Consider the following 18030-nt stretch of genomic DNA (forward strand, 5'->3'; position numbering starts at 1 on the left):
GGTCAGCCAGCCTTCATTGGGCCGCTGCCGGTAGATTCAGAGGCTGTGCAACCGATGCCGAACTGTGCTGCGCGCGCAATGCTTCGGCCGCCTGGCGAACCACTTCGGATATAAGCAGCAGCTGTTTGGCGATCGGGCTTGTCTTGCGCCAGATCATGCCGATCGTCCGCGATGGTTGGGGATTGGCGAAGTGGGCGATAGAGACTGCCGCGGAGCGCGTCTCCACCGGCACGGCCATTTCGGGGATCAAGGTGACGCCGACGCCGGCGCCGACCATCTGCACCAGGGTCGACAGCGAGCTGCCGTCCAGCAACTCGCGCGGCCGTGCCGAATGCATGTTGCAGAACGACAGCGCCTGATCGCGAAAACAATGGCCCTCCTCGAGCAGGAGCAGCCGCATCTCGCGCAGCATTTCGCGGTTGGGCACCGGCTTTCCCTCATCCTCGCCGGGCCGGACCAGCACGAAGTTCTCGGCAAACAGCACGATTTCCGTCAGCGAGGGTTCCGACACCGGCAAGGCAACGATGGCCGCATCGAGCCGGCCGTCGGCCAGTTCCTGGATCAGCTTCTGCGTCTGCGTTTCGCGCACGTGGATATCGAGCCCGTCATGCATGCGGGCGAGGTTGCCGATGATGGCAGGCAGAAGATAGGGTGCGATCGTCGGGATCACGCCGATGCGCAACCGTCCCACCAGCCGGTCGCGCGAGGCGCGGGCCAGATCCGTCAGCTCGTCCACCGAGCGCAGGATGTCGCGGACGCGCAAGGCGAATTCCTCGCCGAAATTGGTCAGCCGGACCTGGCGTGGGCCTCTTTGGAAAAGCGCCGTGCCAAGCGTTTCCTCCAACTCCCGGATCTGCACCGAGATGGCGGGCTGCGAGATGGCGCAGGCATCCGCCGCGCGTCCGAAATGGTTGTGCCGCGCCAGTGCCTCGAAATAACGCAACTGCTTCAGCGTCAGGTTTGTCATAATGTCATCTTATCGCTGTAATCAGGAAATCCAACTTAAATTAATCAGACGGCTTTGCTATACGAGTCGCAACGAAGATGAGGAGCAGCCGGGACCGCCTGGTGAGGCGCATGCCCGCAGCAACAGGACATCCAACATATTCGGTCGCGTATCGGGCATATGGTCATTGCGCCAGCCATGAAACGGACCGCCTCCAGGGACATTTCTATGTCCCTGTCACGCAGCAGTTGAACAGCTCAACACAGCCACGATCGGAGAAGAACATGGACGCACAGACCGATGATCCCAGCGCCGGCAAATGCCCCGTTGCACACGGATCCTCCAGCAGGAGCAACCGTGACTGGTGGCCCAACCAACTCGATCTTGGCGTTCTCCATCAGCAATCGAACCTTTCGGATCCGATGGGCGAAGAGTTCGACTATGCCGAGGAATTCAAGTCGCTCGATCTCGATGCGGTGATCAAGGACCTGCACCAGGTGATGACGGATTCGCAGGATTGGTGGCCGGCCGACTTCGGCCATTACGGGCCACTGTTCATCCGCATGGCCTGGCACAGTGCCGGCACTTACCGCATCGGCGATGGCCGTGGCGGCGCCGGGGCAGGCCAGCAGCGTTTTGCTCCGCTCAACAGCTGGCCGGACAATGCCAATCTCGACAAGGCGCGCCGGCTGCTGTGGCCGGTCAAGCAGAAATATGGGCGCAAGATCTCCTGGGCCGACCTGCTGATCCTCACCGGCAACGTCGCGCTGGAATCGATGGGTTTCAAGACCTTCGGCTTCGCCGGCGGCCGCGCTGACGTCTGGGAGCCCGAGCAGGACGTCGACTGGGGTTCGGAAACCAAGTGGCTCGACGACAAGCGCTATTCCGGCGACCGTGAACTTCGCGGCCATCTCGGCGCCGTGCAGATGGGGTTGATCTACGTCAATCCGGAAGGGCCGAACGGCACGCCGGATCCGCTGGCCTCGGCCCGCGACATTCGCGAGACCTTCGCCCGCATGGCCATGAATGACGAGGAGACCGTGGCGCTGATCGCCGGTGGTCACACCTTCGGCAAGACGCACGGTGCCGGCGATGCGTCGTTGGTTGGCGCGGAGCCAGAGGGCTCGAGCATCGAGGCGCAAGGCCTCGGCTGGTCGAGCAAGCATGCTTCCGGCATTGCCGGCGACGCCATCACCTCGGGCCTCGAAGTGACCTGGACCACGACGCCGACCAAGTGGAGCAACAATTTCTTCGACAATCTGTTCGGCTTCGACTGGGAACTGACCAAGAGCCCGGCCGGCGCCCATCAGTGGACGCCAAGGGGTGGCGCCGGGGCCGGCACCGTTCCGGATGCGCACGATCCGTCAAAGCGCCGCGCGCCGGCGATGCTGACCACCGATCTCGCGCTGCGGGTAGATCCTGCCTACGAAAAGGTGTCGCGGCGCTTCCACGAGCATCCGGAGCAGTTCGCCGACGCCTTCGCCCGCGCCTGGTACAAGCTGACCCATCGCGACATGGGTCCGGTCGCCCGCTATCTCGGCCCGCTCGTGCCGAAGGAAGAGCTGATCTGGCAGGACCCGATCCCGGCGGTCGACCATGAACTGGTCGGCGAGCAGGACATCGCCTCGCTGAAGGCGAAGATCCTGGCATCGGGCCTGTCGGTTTCCGAGCTGGTTTCGACCGCCTGGGCTTCGGCCTCGACGTTCCGCAATTCCGACAAGCGCGGTGGCGCCAACGGTGCACGTATCCGACTGGCGCCGCAGAAGGATTGGGACGTCAACCAGCCGGCGGAACTGTCGAAGGTGCTGGCGAAGCTGGAAGCCATCCAGAAGGAGTTCAACGCGGCACAGACCGGCGCGAAAAAGATCTCGCTGGCCGACCTCATCGTTCTCGGCGGCGTTGCCGCGGTCGAGAAAGCCGCGAAGGACGGAGGCCATGAGGTGAAGGTGCCGTTCACGCCAGGCCGCATGGACGCCTCGCAGGAGCAAACGGACGTGCATTCCTTTGCCGCGCTCGAGCCAAAGGTCGACGGCTTCCGCAATTACGTCAGGGGCAAGCAGCCGATGTCGGTCGAGGCCATGCTGGTCGACCGGGCGCAGTTGCTGGCGTTGACCGCGCCGGAATTGACGGTGCTGGTCGGCGGTCTGCGCGTGCTCGGCGCCAATACCGGCGGATCGAAGCACGGCGTGTTCACCGACAGGCCGGGCACTTTGACCAACGACTTCTTCGTCAATCTGCTCAGCATGAACACGGTCTGGGATCCGGCCGCCGGCTCTGTTCCGGGTTCGGAAGAGGTGTACGAGGCGCGCGACCGCAAGACCAAGGCGGTCAGGTGGACCGGCACCCGTGCCGATCTGATCTTCGGCTCGCACGCCCAGTTGCGTGCGCTTGCCGAGGTCTATGGCTCCGCGGATGCAAGCCAGAAATTCGCCAGGGATTTCGTGGCGGCATGGACCAAGGTGATGAACGCCGACCGCTTCGACATCGCCTGACTTCGCATAAGGGTACTCCCGCGCGCCTGCGCCGGAGCTCCAGTCCTCCCAAGGACATAAGATCGGGGCCGCGTTTCCAGCGATGGAAACGCGGCCTTGTCGTAAGAGGCTGCTCCTTGGTGGACCGTGCCTTGCCGGGCAATGCTGCTATTTATCGGCGTAGCGTCTCCGCCGGTGCACCATGATCGAAATCGTCAAACCCGCGCTTGAACATCTGCCATCCTACAAGGTGGCGCTCGAGCGCGGCTGGTCACCGGACAATGTGCGGCTGATGGAAGCGACGCGCGAGCAGCTCGCGGCCATCGAAAAGGATCCCGTGGCCTTTCTTGCCGACCTCGACAATCCCCAGGCCAAGGGCGGCCCGATCAGCTTGCCCGACGGCAAAAAAGTGCCGCGCCTGCCGGGCTTCCGCCGCTGGATCTGGGATGGCGAGGCGTCGGGCTCGATCGGCTTTCGCTGGCAGAAGGGCACGGCGGAACTGCCGCCGCATGTGCTCGGCCATATGGGCTATTCGGTGGTGCCGTGGAAGCGGCGGCGCGGCTACGCCACCGAGGCGCTGCGGCTGATGCTGGACGAGGCGAGGGCGGTCGGCCTGGCTCACGTCGAGATCACCGCCAAGCCGGGCAATCCGGCCTCGCACAAGGTGATCCTGGCCAATGACGGCAAGCTCGTCGAACGCTTCTTCGAGGACGCCGCCTATGGCGGGGCGGAAAGCTTGCGGTTCCGGATCGAGCTGTAGGATGTGTCTCAACCATGCTCATCGGCGCACAGCGCATGATCCGACAGCGCGCGGATGACGTAGCAGTCGCCGACCGTCTGGCCATTGCAGCACGTGGCGATGCGTTCGAGCTCGGCCTCGAGTCGCTTCAACTGGGCAATCTTTTCCCGCACCGAGATCAGTTGCTCCTCGGCGATCTTGTCGGCGTGGCCGCAGGGCTGCTCGGGGTGGCCGCTCAAGTCGATCAGGGAGCGGATGTCGTCAACGGCGAAGCCGAGGTCGCGGGCGTGGCGGATGAAGGCCAGCCGCTCCAGCTCCTGCCTGGAATAGCGGCGCTGGTTGCCTTCCGAACGCTCGGGTGCGGCGACAAGGCCCATCTGCTCATAATAGCGGATTGTCGGCACCTTGACCCCGGTGCGACGCGAGAGATCACCGATCGAAAACATGAAATTTTCCCCTTGAAGCTCTAGTAACTAGAGCAATTATAGTGCCTGACATCAGCATTCAAGACCCATGCGGCGACGCCGCGCGGGCAAGACAGGCAGGTAATGTGATGACGACGCCGCTCAAGCAGGAAACGATCGGGCAGACACGGTTCAAGATCGGCGGCATTGACTGCGCCTCCTGCGCGGCCAAGATCGATACGGCGGTGCGTCGTCTCGACGGCGTCGCCGATGTCTCGGTTTCGGTGACCGGCGCCAGCATGACGGTCAGCCACAGCGGTTGGCTCAACGACGACAAGGTGCTGCGGCAGGTGGCGCGGCTGGGCTACGGCATCGTCAAGGCGGAAGGCGGGGCCGATGGGCGTGCTTCAGTGGCCAAGGATCATGATCATGCTGATCATGATCACAGCGATGCGGCGCCGGGGCAGGCGTGGTGGCGCTCCCGCCGTGCTGTGCTGACGCTGGCCTGCGCGGCAGCGCTTCTCGCCGCCTACGGCATCGGCCATCTTCTTCCTGCGGCCGAGCGCTGGGTCTTCCTTGCCGCCCTGCTGGTCGGCCTGGTGCCGATCGCACGGCGAGCGCTGATGGCGGCATTGGCCGGCACGCCGTTCTCGATCGAGATGCTGATGACCATCGCGGCGATAGGCGCCGTGATGATCGGGGCTACGGAAGAAGCCGCCGCCGTGGTGGTGCTGTTCCTGATCGGTGAACTTCTGGAAGGTGTCGCAGCCGGCCGGGCGCGGGCGAGCATCCAGAGACTTGCCGATCTGGTGCCGAAGACGGCCTTGGTCGAACGCGCGAGCGGCACATCGGAAGTTCCTGCCGAACGGCTCGGCGTCGGCGACATCATCCTGGTGCGGCCGGGCGACCGCATTCCGGCCGATGGCGAGATCATCGAGGGGTCGAGCGAAATCGACGAGGCGCCGGTGACCGGCGAGAGCACGCCCAAGCGCAAGGGCACTGGAGAGCCCGTCTTCGCCGGTACCGTCAGCACCGACGGCGTGCTCAGGGTTCGCGTGACGGCTGCCGCGTCTGACAACACCATCGCCCGGGTCGTGCGGCTTGTGGAGGAGGCCCAGGAAGCCAAGGCTCCGACTGAACGCTTCATCGACCGCTTCTCAAGATACTACACCCCGGCGGTGCTGGCGGTCGGCGCGCTGGTTGCCCTGTTGCCGCCGCTGCTCATTGGCGGCGACTGGAACGAATGGATCTACAAGGGCTTGGCGATCCTGCTGATCGGTTGCCCCTGCGCGCTCGTCATCTCGACGCCGGCAGCAATCGCCGCTGGCCTTGCGACCGGCGCGCGGGGTGGCCTGTTGATGAAAGGTGGTGCGGTGCTGGAAGGGTTTCGCCGGATCACGGCGGTGGCCTTCGACAAGACCGGCACGCTGACCGCGGGCAGGCCCGTGGTGACCGACATCATGGCCTATGGCCGCGATGAACGCACCGTGCTGGCGCTGGCGGCAGCGCTCGAGCAGGGTTCCAGCCATCCGCTGGCCATGGCGATCCTCGACAGGGCCAAGGCTGATGGTGCGCCGGTGCCGCCGGCTCTGGCGGCGAAGGCGATCTCGGGCAAAGGTGTCGAGGGCAGCGTCGGTGGCGTCGCCGTCTTCCTCGGCTCCGGTCCGGCGGCGGGCGAACGCGCCGACATGACGCAAGTGCAGCGCCTTGCCGTCGACAGCCTCAACGGGCAGGGCAAGACCGTCTCGGTGCTGGTCGCCGACGGCGTGGTGGCAGGGCTGATCGCCCTGCGTGACGAGCCGCGACCGGATGCGGCGGTCGGCATTGCGGCGCTGAAGGCCGAAGGCATCCGCACGATCATGCTGACCGGCGACAATCGCCGCACGGCCGAAGCCATTGCCGCTTCGCTCGGCATCGAGGCGCGGGCGGAGCTGTTGCCTCAGGACAAGCAGCGCATCATCGGCGAATTGCAGCGCGAAGGGCTGAAGGTCGCCAAGGTCGGCGACGGCATCAACGACGCACCGGCGCTCGCCGCCGCCGACATCGGAATCGCCATGGGCGGCGGCACCGATGTGGCGCTGGAGACCTCGGATGCGGCAATCCTGCGTGGCCGCATCACGGACGTCATGCGGATGGTGAGGCTGTCGCGGGCGGTGATGGCCAATATCAGCCAAAACATCAGTGTGGCGCTCGGGCTGAAAGCGGTGTTCCTGGTCACCACCATTGCCGGCATCACCGGCCTGTGGCCGGCGATTCTGGCCGACACCGGCGCCACCGTGCTGGTCACCGCCAACGCCATGCGCCTGCTGCGCTGGCGCGGGTGAAGTGGTCTATTCCGCCGGAGCCGTCAGCGGCGGCGTGGCGTTGCTGCGCCCTTCCCAGACATAAGATGCCAGCGCCACCGCGACGGCGACCAGCATGGCGATGGCGCCCAGCAGCGGCAGGCTGCGGTAGCCATAGCCGCTGTTCAGCATCGCGGCGCCCAACGACGCGGCCAGCGCGATGCCGACATTGAAGCCGGACGGAATGAGCGACGAGGCGAGGTTCGAGGCGTCCGCCGTCCAGGCCAGGATGCGGGTCTGGATCGGTGTGCCGATGGCGAAGTTGAGGCCGCCCCAGACGACGATCGCCACAACCATCGGCAAGGGATAGGGGCTGACGGCGTAGATGACGGCCAGCGTCACCGCCTGCAGGGCCAGCATGGTGATCAATGACGGCATCAGCTTCCAGTCGGAGAGCTTGCCGCCGAGGAAGACGCCGAGCGTTGCGCCAACGCCATTGAGCAGCAGCACCCACGGCACCAGGTTCTCGTCGAGCCCGGTGACCTCCAGCAGTGTCGGGGTGATGTAGGTGAACAGGCCGAACTGGCCGATCATCAGCATCAGCATCAGGATCAGCGAGGTCCAGACCTGCTGGCGGGCCAGCACACGGACCTCGCGGGCGAAACCGGCGGGCCTGACCGACGATCCGGTGGTGCGCGGCAACAGGGCTGCCACGGCAAGCGTTGCCGCCACGCCCAGCGCGCACATCACCCAGAAGGTCGCACGCCAGCCCCAGATGTTGCCGATCGCGGTGCCCGCCGGCACGCCGATGACGTTGGAGACGGTGAGGCCGGACAGGATGACGGCGACAGCCATGCCGCGCTGGTCCTCGCGCACGAGACCGACGGCGACGACCATGGCGACGCCGAAATAGGCGCCATGCGCGACCGCCACGGCAATGCGCAACAGAAGCATCGAGGTGAAGTCGGGCGCCAGCGCGCAAGCCGCCTGGCCGATGGTGAAGGCGATGGCGAGGCCGAGCAGCAGGCTCTTGCGTGACAGCGACTTGGTGGCGAGCGCCAGCAGCGGGCCGCCGATGGCGATGCCGCCTGCATAGCCGGAGACGAGGTAGCCGGCCGAGGGGACCGAAACGCCAAGACCTTGCGCCACCTGCGGCAGCACGCCGGCAATGACGAATTCGGTGGTGCCGAAGGCAAAAGCGGCAATGAACAGGGCTATGAGCGGAAGCGACATGGCAAGGCCTTAGCTGGAACGGCCTCAAACCACGGATGGGCTTTGCGGGCAATGAAGAAATTTTTGTCGCGAGTTTAGGTTTTCTTCAGTGGGCGAGGCGGTGAAGCGCCAATCTCCCCCACGAGGGGGGAGCTCGGCTGCTTCTCAGCTCGCCTTCAACCGCGACCCAGTGAGCAGACCGCGCTCTTCGAGCACCGGATAGGCCATCGAGGCCAGCAGCGAATTGATCTGCTTCAGGTCGCGGATGGTGTCGAGATGGATCGAGCTGGTCTCGACGCTCTTGGCGGTGCCGTCGCGCAGCCGCACGAAATGGCTGGCGCTGGTTTCCTTCTCGCGGTCACGCAGCTGGTCCTTTTCCAGCACCAACTGGCGGGCAGTCTCGGGATCGCGCGACACCAGCACATTGAAGGCAAGCCGCGCATTGGCCAGCACCGAGCCATGGAAGGCGCACAGCTCGCTCCAGCCCTCGTCGGTGAATTCCAGCCCGCGCTCGAACTTCTTCTTCACATGCACCAGCATGTTGCGCACGATGATGTCGCCGACCTGCTCCAGCTTGACGCAGGCGCCGATCAGCTCCTGGCAGCGCAGCGCCTCGTCTTCGGTCAGCGGATTCCTGGTCAACTTGGCGAGGTAGAGCTTGATCGCCGCGTGCCTGCGGTCGACGCGGTCGTCGAGTGCGGCCAGCGCTTTGATCTTGTCGGCATCGGCACTTTCATAGAGCTCGATGATGCGCTTGAGCATGATCTCTATCGTCTCGCAGACCCGCACCACCTCGCGGGTGGCATTGGCCAGCGCCTGGCTCGGCACGTCGAGCGCGCTTTCGTTGAGCGCGGACAGTTCGACGACGTCAAGCGAGGCGGCCGGCACGGGCTTGGTGCCAAGTGCGACGATCTTCTCCGAAGCGCGGTAGACGAACCCTGCCAGCGGCAGGCCGGCAAGCAGGATCAGCACGTTGAACAGGATGTGGGCATTGACGATCTGGTCCGCCGCCGTCGAACCGAGAAAGGCGAAGTGCGGTCTGAAGATCATGACCAGGATCAGCATGACAAGCGAGCCAAGCCCGCGCATCAGGAGATTGCCGATCGGCACGACGCGCACTTCGGGGCTCGACGAGCGGGTCAGCATCGGCGCGATGATCGAGGATCCGAGATTGACGCCGAGGATAAGAACGACGCCGAGTTCAGGCGTGATCAGGCCGCGGCCTGCCAGCGTCGCCATCAACAGCACCGCCGCGATGCTCGACTGGAACAGCCAGGTGATCAGCGCCGCCAGCAGATAGGCGGTGATGGAATCGGTCGAGAAGTAGTTGATGATGACCGGCATGAGCTGGCTGTTGCGCAGCGGCTCAGACGCCTGGCCGATCATCTCCAGCGACAGGATCAAAAGGCCGATGCCGACCAGAATGCGGCCGGTCTGGCGCCAGTCGCGCCGCTCGGTGGCCATGAACATGACCGTGCCGGTGATCAGGCACAGCGGCACCAGCAAGGTGAGGTCGAAGGTAAGCAGCTTGACCACCAGCGCAGAGCCGATCTCGGCGCCGCGCACTGCCAATTGGCCCGCGGCGCCCGAGACGATGCCAGAGCCGGCGAAGGAGCCGACCAGCAGCGTGACGGCTGTGGAACTCTGCAGGGCGATGGCAAGGCCGGTGCCGGCCAGCACCGCCATGATCGGATTGCGCATGGTGGCGCGCAGGCGATGGCGCAGCACATCGCCATAGGCGCGTTCGACGCCGGTCTTCACCATGCGGGTGGCAAACAGCATCAGCGCCACGGCGCCGGCCAGATGCAGAAGGACGACGGACCCGCTCATTTCGCCCCCCGCATGCAAACAGGATGCGCGTCCTGTTTGGCGTGGCGATCAGAAGGGAAAACGAGGGTACGAATCATGTTCATGGCGGTGACTTATAATAACTCGAATATTTTAGCCGGATAATAAAATCTTGTCGATTTCAAGGGCCGTTGCAGCGCGACGGGCGGTGTCGGAAAATGGACGGACGCGCAAATGGTTGCATTGCGGGGCGGGCTCGAAGCAACGGATAGGCAGAGTTAGCAGCGCGACCGGCTCCTGCCTTTGCGATTATGTTCAGCTCTATTGGGTAAATAAAGGAAATCATTACACAATTGTAATGCAGGCGTTCAGCTTCGGTTCATCGGTGGCCCGCTATTCCTCTGGCATCGACAACCAAGGAGACTTCTCTTGAAACGCATTGTCCTTTCCGCACTCGCTTTCTCGATGCTGGCCGCTACGTCGCTCACCGGCCAAGCCGCACCGCTGAATGCACCGAACGCTCCGCAGTCGAATTACAGCCAGGTCGACTGGCAAAAGCCCACCAACAGGGATGTCAAGAAGCGCTTCATCCAGAAGCGCGTCATCCATAAGAAGGTCATCGTGAAGCGCAACAACTGGCGCAACGGCCATAAATATTCAGGCTGGAGACAGCACCAGCCGATCCGCGACTATGGCCGCTACGGCCTGCATCGTCCCGGTCGCGGCCAGGAATGGATCCGCGTCGGCAACGACTATGTGTTGGTCGGTGTGCTCTCCGGCGTCATTTTCGGCGCGCTTGCCGCGCATTAATCGGTCCCCAGGCGGATATTGGAAAGAGGCGGCCCGCAACGGCCGCCTCTTTTGCCTGTGGAAACCGGGTATGGCCCGCATTAAGGGTCGTCGGATTTCGCGGGTATGATTATATAATCGGGAAACGAGTTCCCCGATGCGCTTTCCACCCGCCTTCCTCGACGAGATACGCGACCGCGTGCCGATTTCATCGGTTATCGGCCAGCGCGTCGCGTGGGACAGGAAGAAAACCAACGCGCCGCGCGGCGACTATTGGGCCTGTTGTCCGTTCCACGGCGAGAAGAGCCCATCCTTCCACTGCGAGGATAAAAAGGGCCGCTACCATTGTTTCGGCTGTGCGGTTTCGGGCGATCATTTCAAGTTCCTCACCGAACTCGACGGGATGAGCTTTCCCGAAGCGGTCGAAAAGATCGCCGATATGGCCGGCGTGCCGATGCCGGTTCGCGATGCGCAGGAGGAGCGGCGCGAAAAGGAACGCGCCAGCCTGACCGACGTCATGGAGATGGCGACCGCCTTCTTCCAGGAACGGCTGCAGGGGCCGGAAGGCGCCAAAGCCCGCGCCTATCTCAGAGACCGCGGGCTGACGCCGGCGACGCAGCAATCGTTCCGGCTCGGTTTTGCGCCCGACAGCCGCAATGCGCTGAAGGAGCATCTCGCCGCCAAGGGTGTGCCGAAGGCCGATATCGAGGCTTGCGGACTGGTGCGCCACGGCGACGACATTCCGGTTTCCTATGACTGGTTCCGTGACCGCATCATGTTCCCGATCCCGGATTCCAGGGGGAAGATCATCGCCTTTGGCGGCCGCGCGCTGCAGCCCGATGCGCTGGCCAAATACATGAACTCGCCTGACACCGAGCTCTTCCACAAGGGCAATGTGCTCTATAATTTCGCCCGCGCGCGCAAGGCATTGGCCAAGGGCGGCACGGTCATCGCCGTCGAAGGCTATATGGACGTCATCGCACTGGCGCAGGCCGGCTTCGAGAACGTCGTGGCGCCGCTCGGCACCGCGCTTACCGAGAACCAGCTCGAACTGCTCTGGCGCATGGCGCCGGAGCCGATGCTGTGCTTCGACGGCGACAAGGCCGGGCTGAAGGCAGCGTGGCGGGCCGCCGACATGGCGCTGCCGTCTGTGCAGGCCGGGCGCTCGGCGCGCTTCGCGCTGCTGCCGGAAGGCAAGGATCCCGATGATCTGGTCAAGGCCGAAGGACCGGATGCGTTTCGTCGCGTTCTGGCCGAGGCGCGGCCGCTGGTCGACCTTTTATGGATGCGTGAGACGGCGGGCGGCGTCTTCGATACGCCGGAGCGGCGGGCCGAGCTCGAGAAGACGCTGCGCGAACTGACCAGCCGCATCCGCGACGAAAGCCTGCGCTACCACTACCAGCAGGAGATGCGCGAGCGTGTGCTGAGCTTCTTCGGCTCGCAGCGCGGCACCAGGCAAAATCGGCAAGACTGGAAACAGGGCCAAGGCAAGACGGCCGCGCCCGGCGGGCAGTTCGCCAAGGCCGGCAGCGGCCGCATGGCGATCACCGAAAGCCTCGGCCAGTCGGCTTTGGTCAAACGCGGCGGCGAAGGGATGTCGGTGCGCGAGGCGACGATCATCGTCGCATTGGTCAACCATCCGGCGCTGATCGACGAGAATTTCGCTCATATCGAGTTCCTCGATCTCGCCAACTCCGATCTGAGGCGGCTGCATGGAGCGATTCTCGACGCGATGGCGCACGACATGGCCAATGACCGGCAGGCGGTGATTGCGACGATCGAACGCGCCGGCTGCGCCGAGATCTGGGAGCGGGCCGTCGGGCTGATCCGGCGGATGCGGCAATGGCCGGCGCTGGAGACCGCCGCCCTTGAAGATGCCCGCGATGCTTTCAGCCAGGCGCTGCACTTGCAGCGCAGCGCGCGCACCTTACATAAGGAGCTGAAACAGGCGGAAGCGGCGCTCGCCACCGATCCCACAGACGAAAACTATCGGCATCTGATCGAAATTCAGGCGCAATTTCAGGATGTGCAGGCTACGGAAGCGCTGATCGAAGGGTTTGGCGTCTCCTCGGGCAGGGCTGGGCGAGCTTAGTTGGAAGCGAGTGAATTGAGAAAGCGTCGTTGCGCGTCCAAATGGCGCGTAACGGGCTAAGTCGGGTAATTGATTCGCTTTTTTCATGCGAATCATGCGAGAGGCGCTTGACCTTCTGGCAGATTGGCGGAATCAGGACGATTCGAAACGTTAACCCGAACCCGCGTCACGGGAAAACAAGCGATGTGAGGTACTGGTCACTGGACAGGCAGCCCGCCTGCCACAGATATCAGGGTTAATCTGGACTTAATGCATGTCGCCCAAAAGGGGAAACCCGATTTGGGCAACGACATACACCAAACGAAACGAGTTGATGCAGTTACTGGCCCGGTGAAGCGCGTTTCATAAGCGAGCGCATCCGATTTGACTGGTCCGACAGCTTACGCGGCTTTGAAGTTCGGCCGCTAGGAGAAGATAAAGACTATGGCGACAAAGGAAAAGGAAGAGGTCGAAACCGAACGCGAAGGCGCCACCGATGGCCCTCTGCTCGACCTTTCCGATGATGCTGTCAAGAAGATGATCAAGGCCGCCAAGAAGCGCGGCTATGTCACCATGGACGAGCTGAATTCGGTGCTGCCCTCAGAGGAAGTGACCTCCGAGCAGATCGAGGACACGATGGCGATGCTGTCCGACATGGGCATCAACGTGGTCGAGGACGACGAGCAGGGCGAGGAGCCCGAGGCCACCGACACCGCGGCCGATGCCGAGGAAGACGCCAACGAGTTGGCTGAGCAGACCGGCACCGCGGTCGCCGCCACCACCACCAAGAAAGAACCGACCGATCGCACCGACGATCCGGTGCGCATGTATCTGCGCGAGATGGGCTCGGTGGAGCTTTTGTCGCGCGAGGGCGAAATTGCCATCGCCAAGCGCATCGAGGCCGGCCGCGAGACGATGATCGCGGGTCTGTGCGAAAGCCCGCTGACCTTCCAGGCCATCATCATCTGGCGCGACGAACTCAACGAATCCAAGATCCTGCTGCGCGAGATCATCGATCTCGAAGCCACCTATGCCGGCCCCGAGGCCAAGCAGGCGCCGGTGGTCGAGCGCGTCGAGGAAGCCAAGGTCGAGGACAAGCCGCGCCGTTCGCGCGACGACGAAGACGACATCACCAATGTCGGCGCCGATACGCGTGGGCTGACGGATGACGACGACGAAGACGAGGACGAAGCGAGCCTGTCGCTGGCCGCGATGGAAGCCGAACTCCGCCCGCAGGTGATGGAGACGCTCGACGTTATCGCCGACACCTACAAAAAGCTGCGCAAGCTGCAGGACCAGCAGGTCGAGAACAGGCTCGCCGCTGCGGGCACGCTGTCGCCCAGCCAGGACCGCCGGCTGAAGGAGCTCAAGGACCAGCTGATCAAGGCGGTGAAGTCGCTGTCGCTCAACACGGCGCGCATCGAGGCGCTGGTCGAGCAGCTCTACGACATCAACAAGCGCCTGGTGCAGAACGAAGGCAAGCTGCTCAGGCTGGCCGAAAGCTACGGCGTGCGCCGCGAAGAGTTCCTGAAGGAATATCAGGGTTCCGAGCTCGACCCGAACTGGACGCGCTCGATCGGCAATCTGACATCGCGCGGCTGGAAGGAATTCACCAAGAACGAGAAGGATGCGATCAAGGACCTGCGCGCCGAGATCCAGAACCTCGCCACCGAAACGGCGATCTCGATCCTGGAATTCCGCAAGATCGTCAATCAGGTGCAGAAGGGCGAGCGCGAAGCGGCGATCGCCAAGAAGGAAATGGTCGAGGCCAACCTGCGCCTCGTCATCTCCATCGCCAAGAAGTACACCAATCGCGGCCTGCAGTTCCTCGACCTGATCCAGGAAGGCAATATCGGCCTGATGAAGGCGGTCGATAAGTTCGAATACCGCCGCGGCTACAAGTTCTCGACCTACGCGACATGGTGGATCCGACAGGCGATCACGCGTTCGATCGCCGATCAGGCGCGTACCATCCGCATTCCGGTGCACATGATCGAGACGATCAACAAGATCGTGCGCACCTCGCGCCAGATGCTGCACGAGATCGGCCGCGAGCCGACGCCGGAAGAACTGGCCGAAAAGCTTGCCATGCCGCTCGAAAAGGTGCGCAAGGTCTTGAAGATCGCCAAGGAGCCGATCTCGCTCGAAACGCCGGTCGGCGACGAGGAGGATTCGCATCTGGGCGATTTCATCGAGGACAAGATGGCGATCCTGCCGATCGACGCGGCGATCCAGGCCAATCTGCGCGAGACCACCACGCGCGTGCTGGCCTCGCTGACGCCGCGCGAGGAGCGCGTGCTCAGAATGCGCTTCGGTATCGGCATGAACACCGACCACACGCTGGAAGAAGTCGGCCAGCAGTTCTCTGTTACCCGCGAGCGCATTCGTCAGATCGAAGCCAAGGCGCTGCGCAAGCTCAAGCACCCGAGCAGGTCGCGCAAGCTGCGCAGCTTCCTGGATAGCTGAGACTTACCGATGCAAAGAGTTCAAGGGCGCCGATGGCGCCCTTTTTTGTTGCGGGACGCACTCTTGCGCTGCAGGCCCTTCAGGAGGATAATTTCCGTGTCGGATGCATTTTCTGGGCGACAACCCGGATGCCCGCCCCGGCGAAGCCGCCGTGCTCCGTGGCCCCGGAGGGAGGTGTGCCATGACAAGCTACATCGTGCTGATGAACTGGACGGAGCAGGGTGCCAGGAACGTACGCGAGTCACCGAAGCGGCTCGACGCCGCCAGGAAGCAACTGGGAGACATGGGCGGATCGTTCAAGGCGTTCTACCTGACCATGGGCGAATACGATATGGTGGCTGTGGTCGAAGCCCCCGACGACGCGGTGCTGGCGCGCTTCTCGCTGATGCTGGCGGCAGCGGGCAATGTCAGGACGCGGACGCTGAAGGCCTTTCCCGAATTAGCCTACCGCGAGATCATCACCTCGCTCGGGTGAAGGAATCGGCAGGGTTTCTCGAAGTCGCTGGTTGGTGCCGGCCTGGTGGCGCTTTGCCGCAAGACGGGGCGCTTCGCCGTGATAGAATGCGGCCGGGGAGATCGCGATGAAGAAGGTTTCGATATTGGTCGCCAGCTTTGCCGCTTTGTCGTCGCTGCCGTTTTCCGTCGGCGCCAGTGCGCAAAAACCGGTCGGCATGGCCAATCCGGCATCAGTCCATTGTGGCGAGATCGGCGGGCGCCTGGTGATCAGGAAGGACAAGGCCGGTAATGAATATGGATTCTGCGGCTTGCCCAATGGACGCCTTTGCGAGGAGTGGGCGCTGTTTCGCGACAACAAGTGCATCGGGCCAAAGGCGGCCATGCGCCGCAAGTGACACACTTGCCATGATAGGGTGAGGTCATGTCCGAACCGCATTCCCATTCGCATCTGTGGCCCGGCGTGCCACTCGCGCTTGGCTCGGCCGTCCTGTTCGGGGCGACGCCGCCGCTCAGCAAGCTGCTGCTCAATGGCGTCAATCCCTTCATGCTGGCCGGGCTGCTCTATCTCGGTGCCGGTCTCGGGCTGGCTCTGTACCGCCTGCTTCGGGGCAGGCAGGCCGCGGCCGGGGAGGCGCAACTGACCGCTGGGGATATTCCCTGGCTGGCGCTGGCGATCGGCATGGGCGGCATCATCGCGCCGGTGCTGCTGATGTTCGGCTTGACCCTCAACACGGCGTCCAGTTCGGCGCTGCTGCTCAACCTGGAAGGGCTGGCGACGATGGCGATCGCCTGGCTCGTCTATCGCGAGAATGTCGACCGGCGCCTGCTTTTCGGCGCGTTCGCCATTCTGGCGGGCGCCGTTCTTCTGTCGTGGCAAGGTGAGGGCGTCGCCTTCAACCGTGGCGCCCTGCTGGTGGCGGGGGCTTGTCTGGCCTGGGGGATCGACAACAATTTCACGCGCAGGATCTCCGCCACCGACCCGGTGGTGATCGCCATGCTCAAAGGGCTGGTGGCGGGTGTCGTCAATGTCGGGCTGGCGCTTGCCGGCGGTGCTTTGTTTCCCCCGGGGTCGGTCATTGCAGCGACCGCGGCAGTCGGTTTCTTCGGCATTGGGGTCAGCCTGGTGATGTTCATCGTGGCGCTGCGTCATCTGGGTACCGCCCGGACAGGGGCCTATTACTCGCTCGCTCCCTTCATCGGCGCGCTGCTGGCAATCGCCATCCTGGGTGACGCCGTCACGCTCAAGCTTGCGGCCGCCGGACTTCTGATGGGTGTTGGCCTGTGGCTGCATCTGTCGGAGCGCCATGAGCATGAGCACGACCATGAGGAACTGGAGCATGAGCACAGCCATGTGCATGACGAGCACCACCAGCACCATCATGACGGGCCGGTGAGCGAGCCGCATTCGCATTGGCACCGGCATGCCCCAATGCGACACCGGCATCCGCATTATCCCGACCTGCACCACAGGCATGGCCACGGATAAATGCTGACCGTCTGGTACAACACGCGCTGCCCGGTCTGCGATGCCGGTATCAGCAGGCAGAAGCGGCGGCTGATCGAAGCGGTCAAGGCCGGGCGGATCGAGTTCCGAGACATCAATTTTGAACCGGCAGCGCTTGCCGGACATGGCGCGTCGCTTGAGGATATCCGCCGCCGGCTGCACGCCACCGACGCGGCGGGCAGGCTGCTGGTCGGCGCCGACGTTGCCATCGCCGTGTGGAAGGTCACGCCGGGCGAGGGCTGGCTGGCGATGGTGTTCGGCAATCCGGTTGTCTTGCCGCTGACACGCTTTGCCTATGATCGTTTCGCCGACCTTCTCTATGCCTGGAACCGGCGCAAGGGTCGCTGGTAGCGCTTCGTGATTAATGACCAGAAGCGCAAAAGTCCGGAGGACATCTCCGGACCTTTTTTCGTGCGAGTTATCGGCTGGCCGGCTCGCAGAGCGCGCCGACGATGCGGCGTACCACCGGCAGCACCAGCAGCAGCGTCGGAAACGCCACCAGCCAGGACAGCCCCCAGGCGGTCAGCCAGATGGACGGCAGCTCGGGGTGGAAGCCAAGGCTTTTCAACGTCGAGATGAACGAGACGATGAAGGTCATCAACAGCGACAGCACCAGCGGGCTAAGAACAGCGGCATAGCGCGCAGGCAGCTTCCTGCGCTGTTGTCTTGCAGTCATTTTGAGAGTTCCCTGAAGTATCCGGTCCGTCGCTTTTGGCATCCATTCGCCGGTGACCGGCAAAATTGCCCGGAAAGACCGGGGTTGGATGCGTTGCTTGACGTCAGACGCTTACGGAGCAGCCGAGGCGCTCGCGGGCCTTCTAGAGCGATTCCTATTTTGAGAGAATCGTAGGATTCCCAAAGCCGGATGTTTGTGATTCAAGATGCTGGCTGGATTGGAGGCC

The 18030-nt window shown here is 63.7% G+C and carries 15 protein-coding genes; 10 read left to right on the forward strand and 5 right to left on the reverse strand.

Annotated elements, in window-relative coordinates; all coding sequences use genetic code 11:
- Positions 1-13 precede the first annotated feature (13 nt).
- Entirely contained in the window at positions 14-967 is a 954-nt protein-coding gene (locus tag NKH06_RS23115; protein ID WP_023809676.1) for a hydrogen peroxide-inducible genes activator, read from the reverse strand.
- 263 nt (positions 968-1230) lie between these two features.
- On the opposite strand from NKH06_RS23115, the gene katG reads away from it, so the two are divergent.
- Both katG and NKH06_RS23125 read left to right on the forward strand, forming a co-directional pair.
- Complete coding sequence (gene katG, locus NKH06_RS23120; protein WP_352555735.1) at positions 1231-3438, forward strand: catalase/peroxidase HPI; 2208 nt, start codon at positions 1231-1233, stop codon at positions 3436-3438.
- A 181-nt stretch (positions 3439-3619) separates the two neighbouring features.
- Positions 3620-4177, forward strand: a complete 558-nt coding sequence (locus NKH06_RS23125) for a GNAT family N-acetyltransferase (RefSeq protein WP_352894132.1) — start codon at positions 3620-3622, stop codon at positions 4175-4177.
- An 8-nt stretch (positions 4178-4185) separates the two neighbouring features.
- On the opposite strand, the gene NKH06_RS23130 is transcribed toward NKH06_RS23125, so the two are convergent.
- Entirely contained in the window at positions 4186-4602 is a 417-nt protein-coding gene (locus tag NKH06_RS23130; protein WP_023809674.1) for a MerR family transcriptional regulator, read from the reverse strand.
- Positions 4603-4709: 107 nt separating this feature from the next.
- Between NKH06_RS23130 and NKH06_RS23135 the strand changes: the two genes are divergently transcribed.
- The gene (locus NKH06_RS23135; RefSeq protein WP_352894135.1) at positions 4710-6884 is read left to right on the forward strand and encodes a heavy metal translocating P-type ATPase; all 2175 of its coding nucleotides are present in this window, start codon (positions 4710-4712) and stop codon (positions 6882-6884) included.
- 6 nt (positions 6885-6890) lie between these two features.
- Here NKH06_RS23135 and NKH06_RS23140 read toward each other — a convergent pair whose 3' ends face one another.
- Complete coding sequence (locus NKH06_RS23140; RefSeq protein WP_352894137.1) at positions 6891-8075, reverse strand: MFS transporter; 1185 nt, start codon at positions 8073-8075, stop codon at positions 6891-6893.
- 144 nt (positions 8076-8219) lie between these two features.
- Positions 8220-9884 (reverse strand): Na/Pi cotransporter family protein, encoded by a 1665-nt coding sequence (locus NKH06_RS23145; RefSeq protein WP_352677279.1) that lies wholly within the window; start codon positions 9882-9884, stop codon positions 8220-8222.
- A 387-nt stretch (positions 9885-10271) separates the two neighbouring features.
- Here NKH06_RS23145 and NKH06_RS23150 point away from each other — a divergent pair, with 387 nt between their 5' ends.
- The 7 genes from NKH06_RS23150 to NKH06_RS23180 all read left to right on the forward strand — a co-directional run bounded on the left by NKH06_RS23150 (position 10272) and on the right by NKH06_RS23180 (position 17479).
- Entirely contained in the window at positions 10272-10652 is a 381-nt protein-coding gene (locus tag NKH06_RS23150; protein ID WP_127270906.1) for an RcnB family protein, read from the forward strand.
- A gap of 136 nt (positions 10653-10788) precedes the next feature.
- Entirely contained in the window at positions 10789-12723 is a 1935-nt protein-coding gene (dnaG, locus tag NKH06_RS23155; protein ID WP_023809669.1) for a DNA primase, read from the forward strand.
- A gap of 423 nt (positions 12724-13146) precedes the next feature.
- On the forward strand, positions 13147-15168 hold the full coding sequence (gene rpoD / locus NKH06_RS23160) for an RNA polymerase sigma factor RpoD (protein WP_023809668.1): 2022 nt from the start codon (positions 13147-13149) through the stop codon (positions 15166-15168).
- Positions 15169-15349: 181 nt separating this feature from the next.
- On the forward strand, positions 15350-15643 hold the full coding sequence (locus NKH06_RS23165) for a GYD domain-containing protein (protein ID WP_023809667.1): 294 nt from the start codon (positions 15350-15352) through the stop codon (positions 15641-15643).
- 106 nt (positions 15644-15749) lie between these two features.
- A complete protein-coding gene (locus tag NKH06_RS23170; protein WP_023809666.1) occupies positions 15750-16019 on the forward strand; it encodes a putative hemolysin in 270 nt (89 codons plus the stop codon).
- A gap of 26 nt (positions 16020-16045) precedes the next feature.
- Positions 16046-17110 carry a DMT family transporter gene (locus tag NKH06_RS23175; RefSeq protein WP_031212677.1) on the forward strand — a complete coding sequence of 355 codons (1065 nt, stop codon included), beginning with the start codon at positions 16046-16048 and terminating at the stop codon, positions 17108-17110.
- Positions 17111-17479, forward strand: coding sequence for a thiol-disulfide oxidoreductase DCC family protein (locus NKH06_RS23180; RefSeq protein WP_352440457.1), 369 nt, complete (start codon positions 17111-17113; stop codon positions 17477-17479).
- Positions 17480-17546: 67 nt separating this feature from the next.
- On the opposite strand, the gene NKH06_RS23185 is transcribed toward NKH06_RS23180, so the two are convergent.
- Complete coding sequence (locus NKH06_RS23185; protein WP_352894143.1) at positions 17547-17804, reverse strand: DUF2798 domain-containing protein; 258 nt, start codon at positions 17802-17804, stop codon at positions 17547-17549.
- Positions 17805-18030 lie beyond the last annotated feature (226 nt).

The organism is Mesorhizobium sp. M1342, from assembly GCF_040317955.1.
GTDB lineage: Bacteria > Pseudomonadota > Alphaproteobacteria > Rhizobiales > Rhizobiaceae > Mesorhizobium.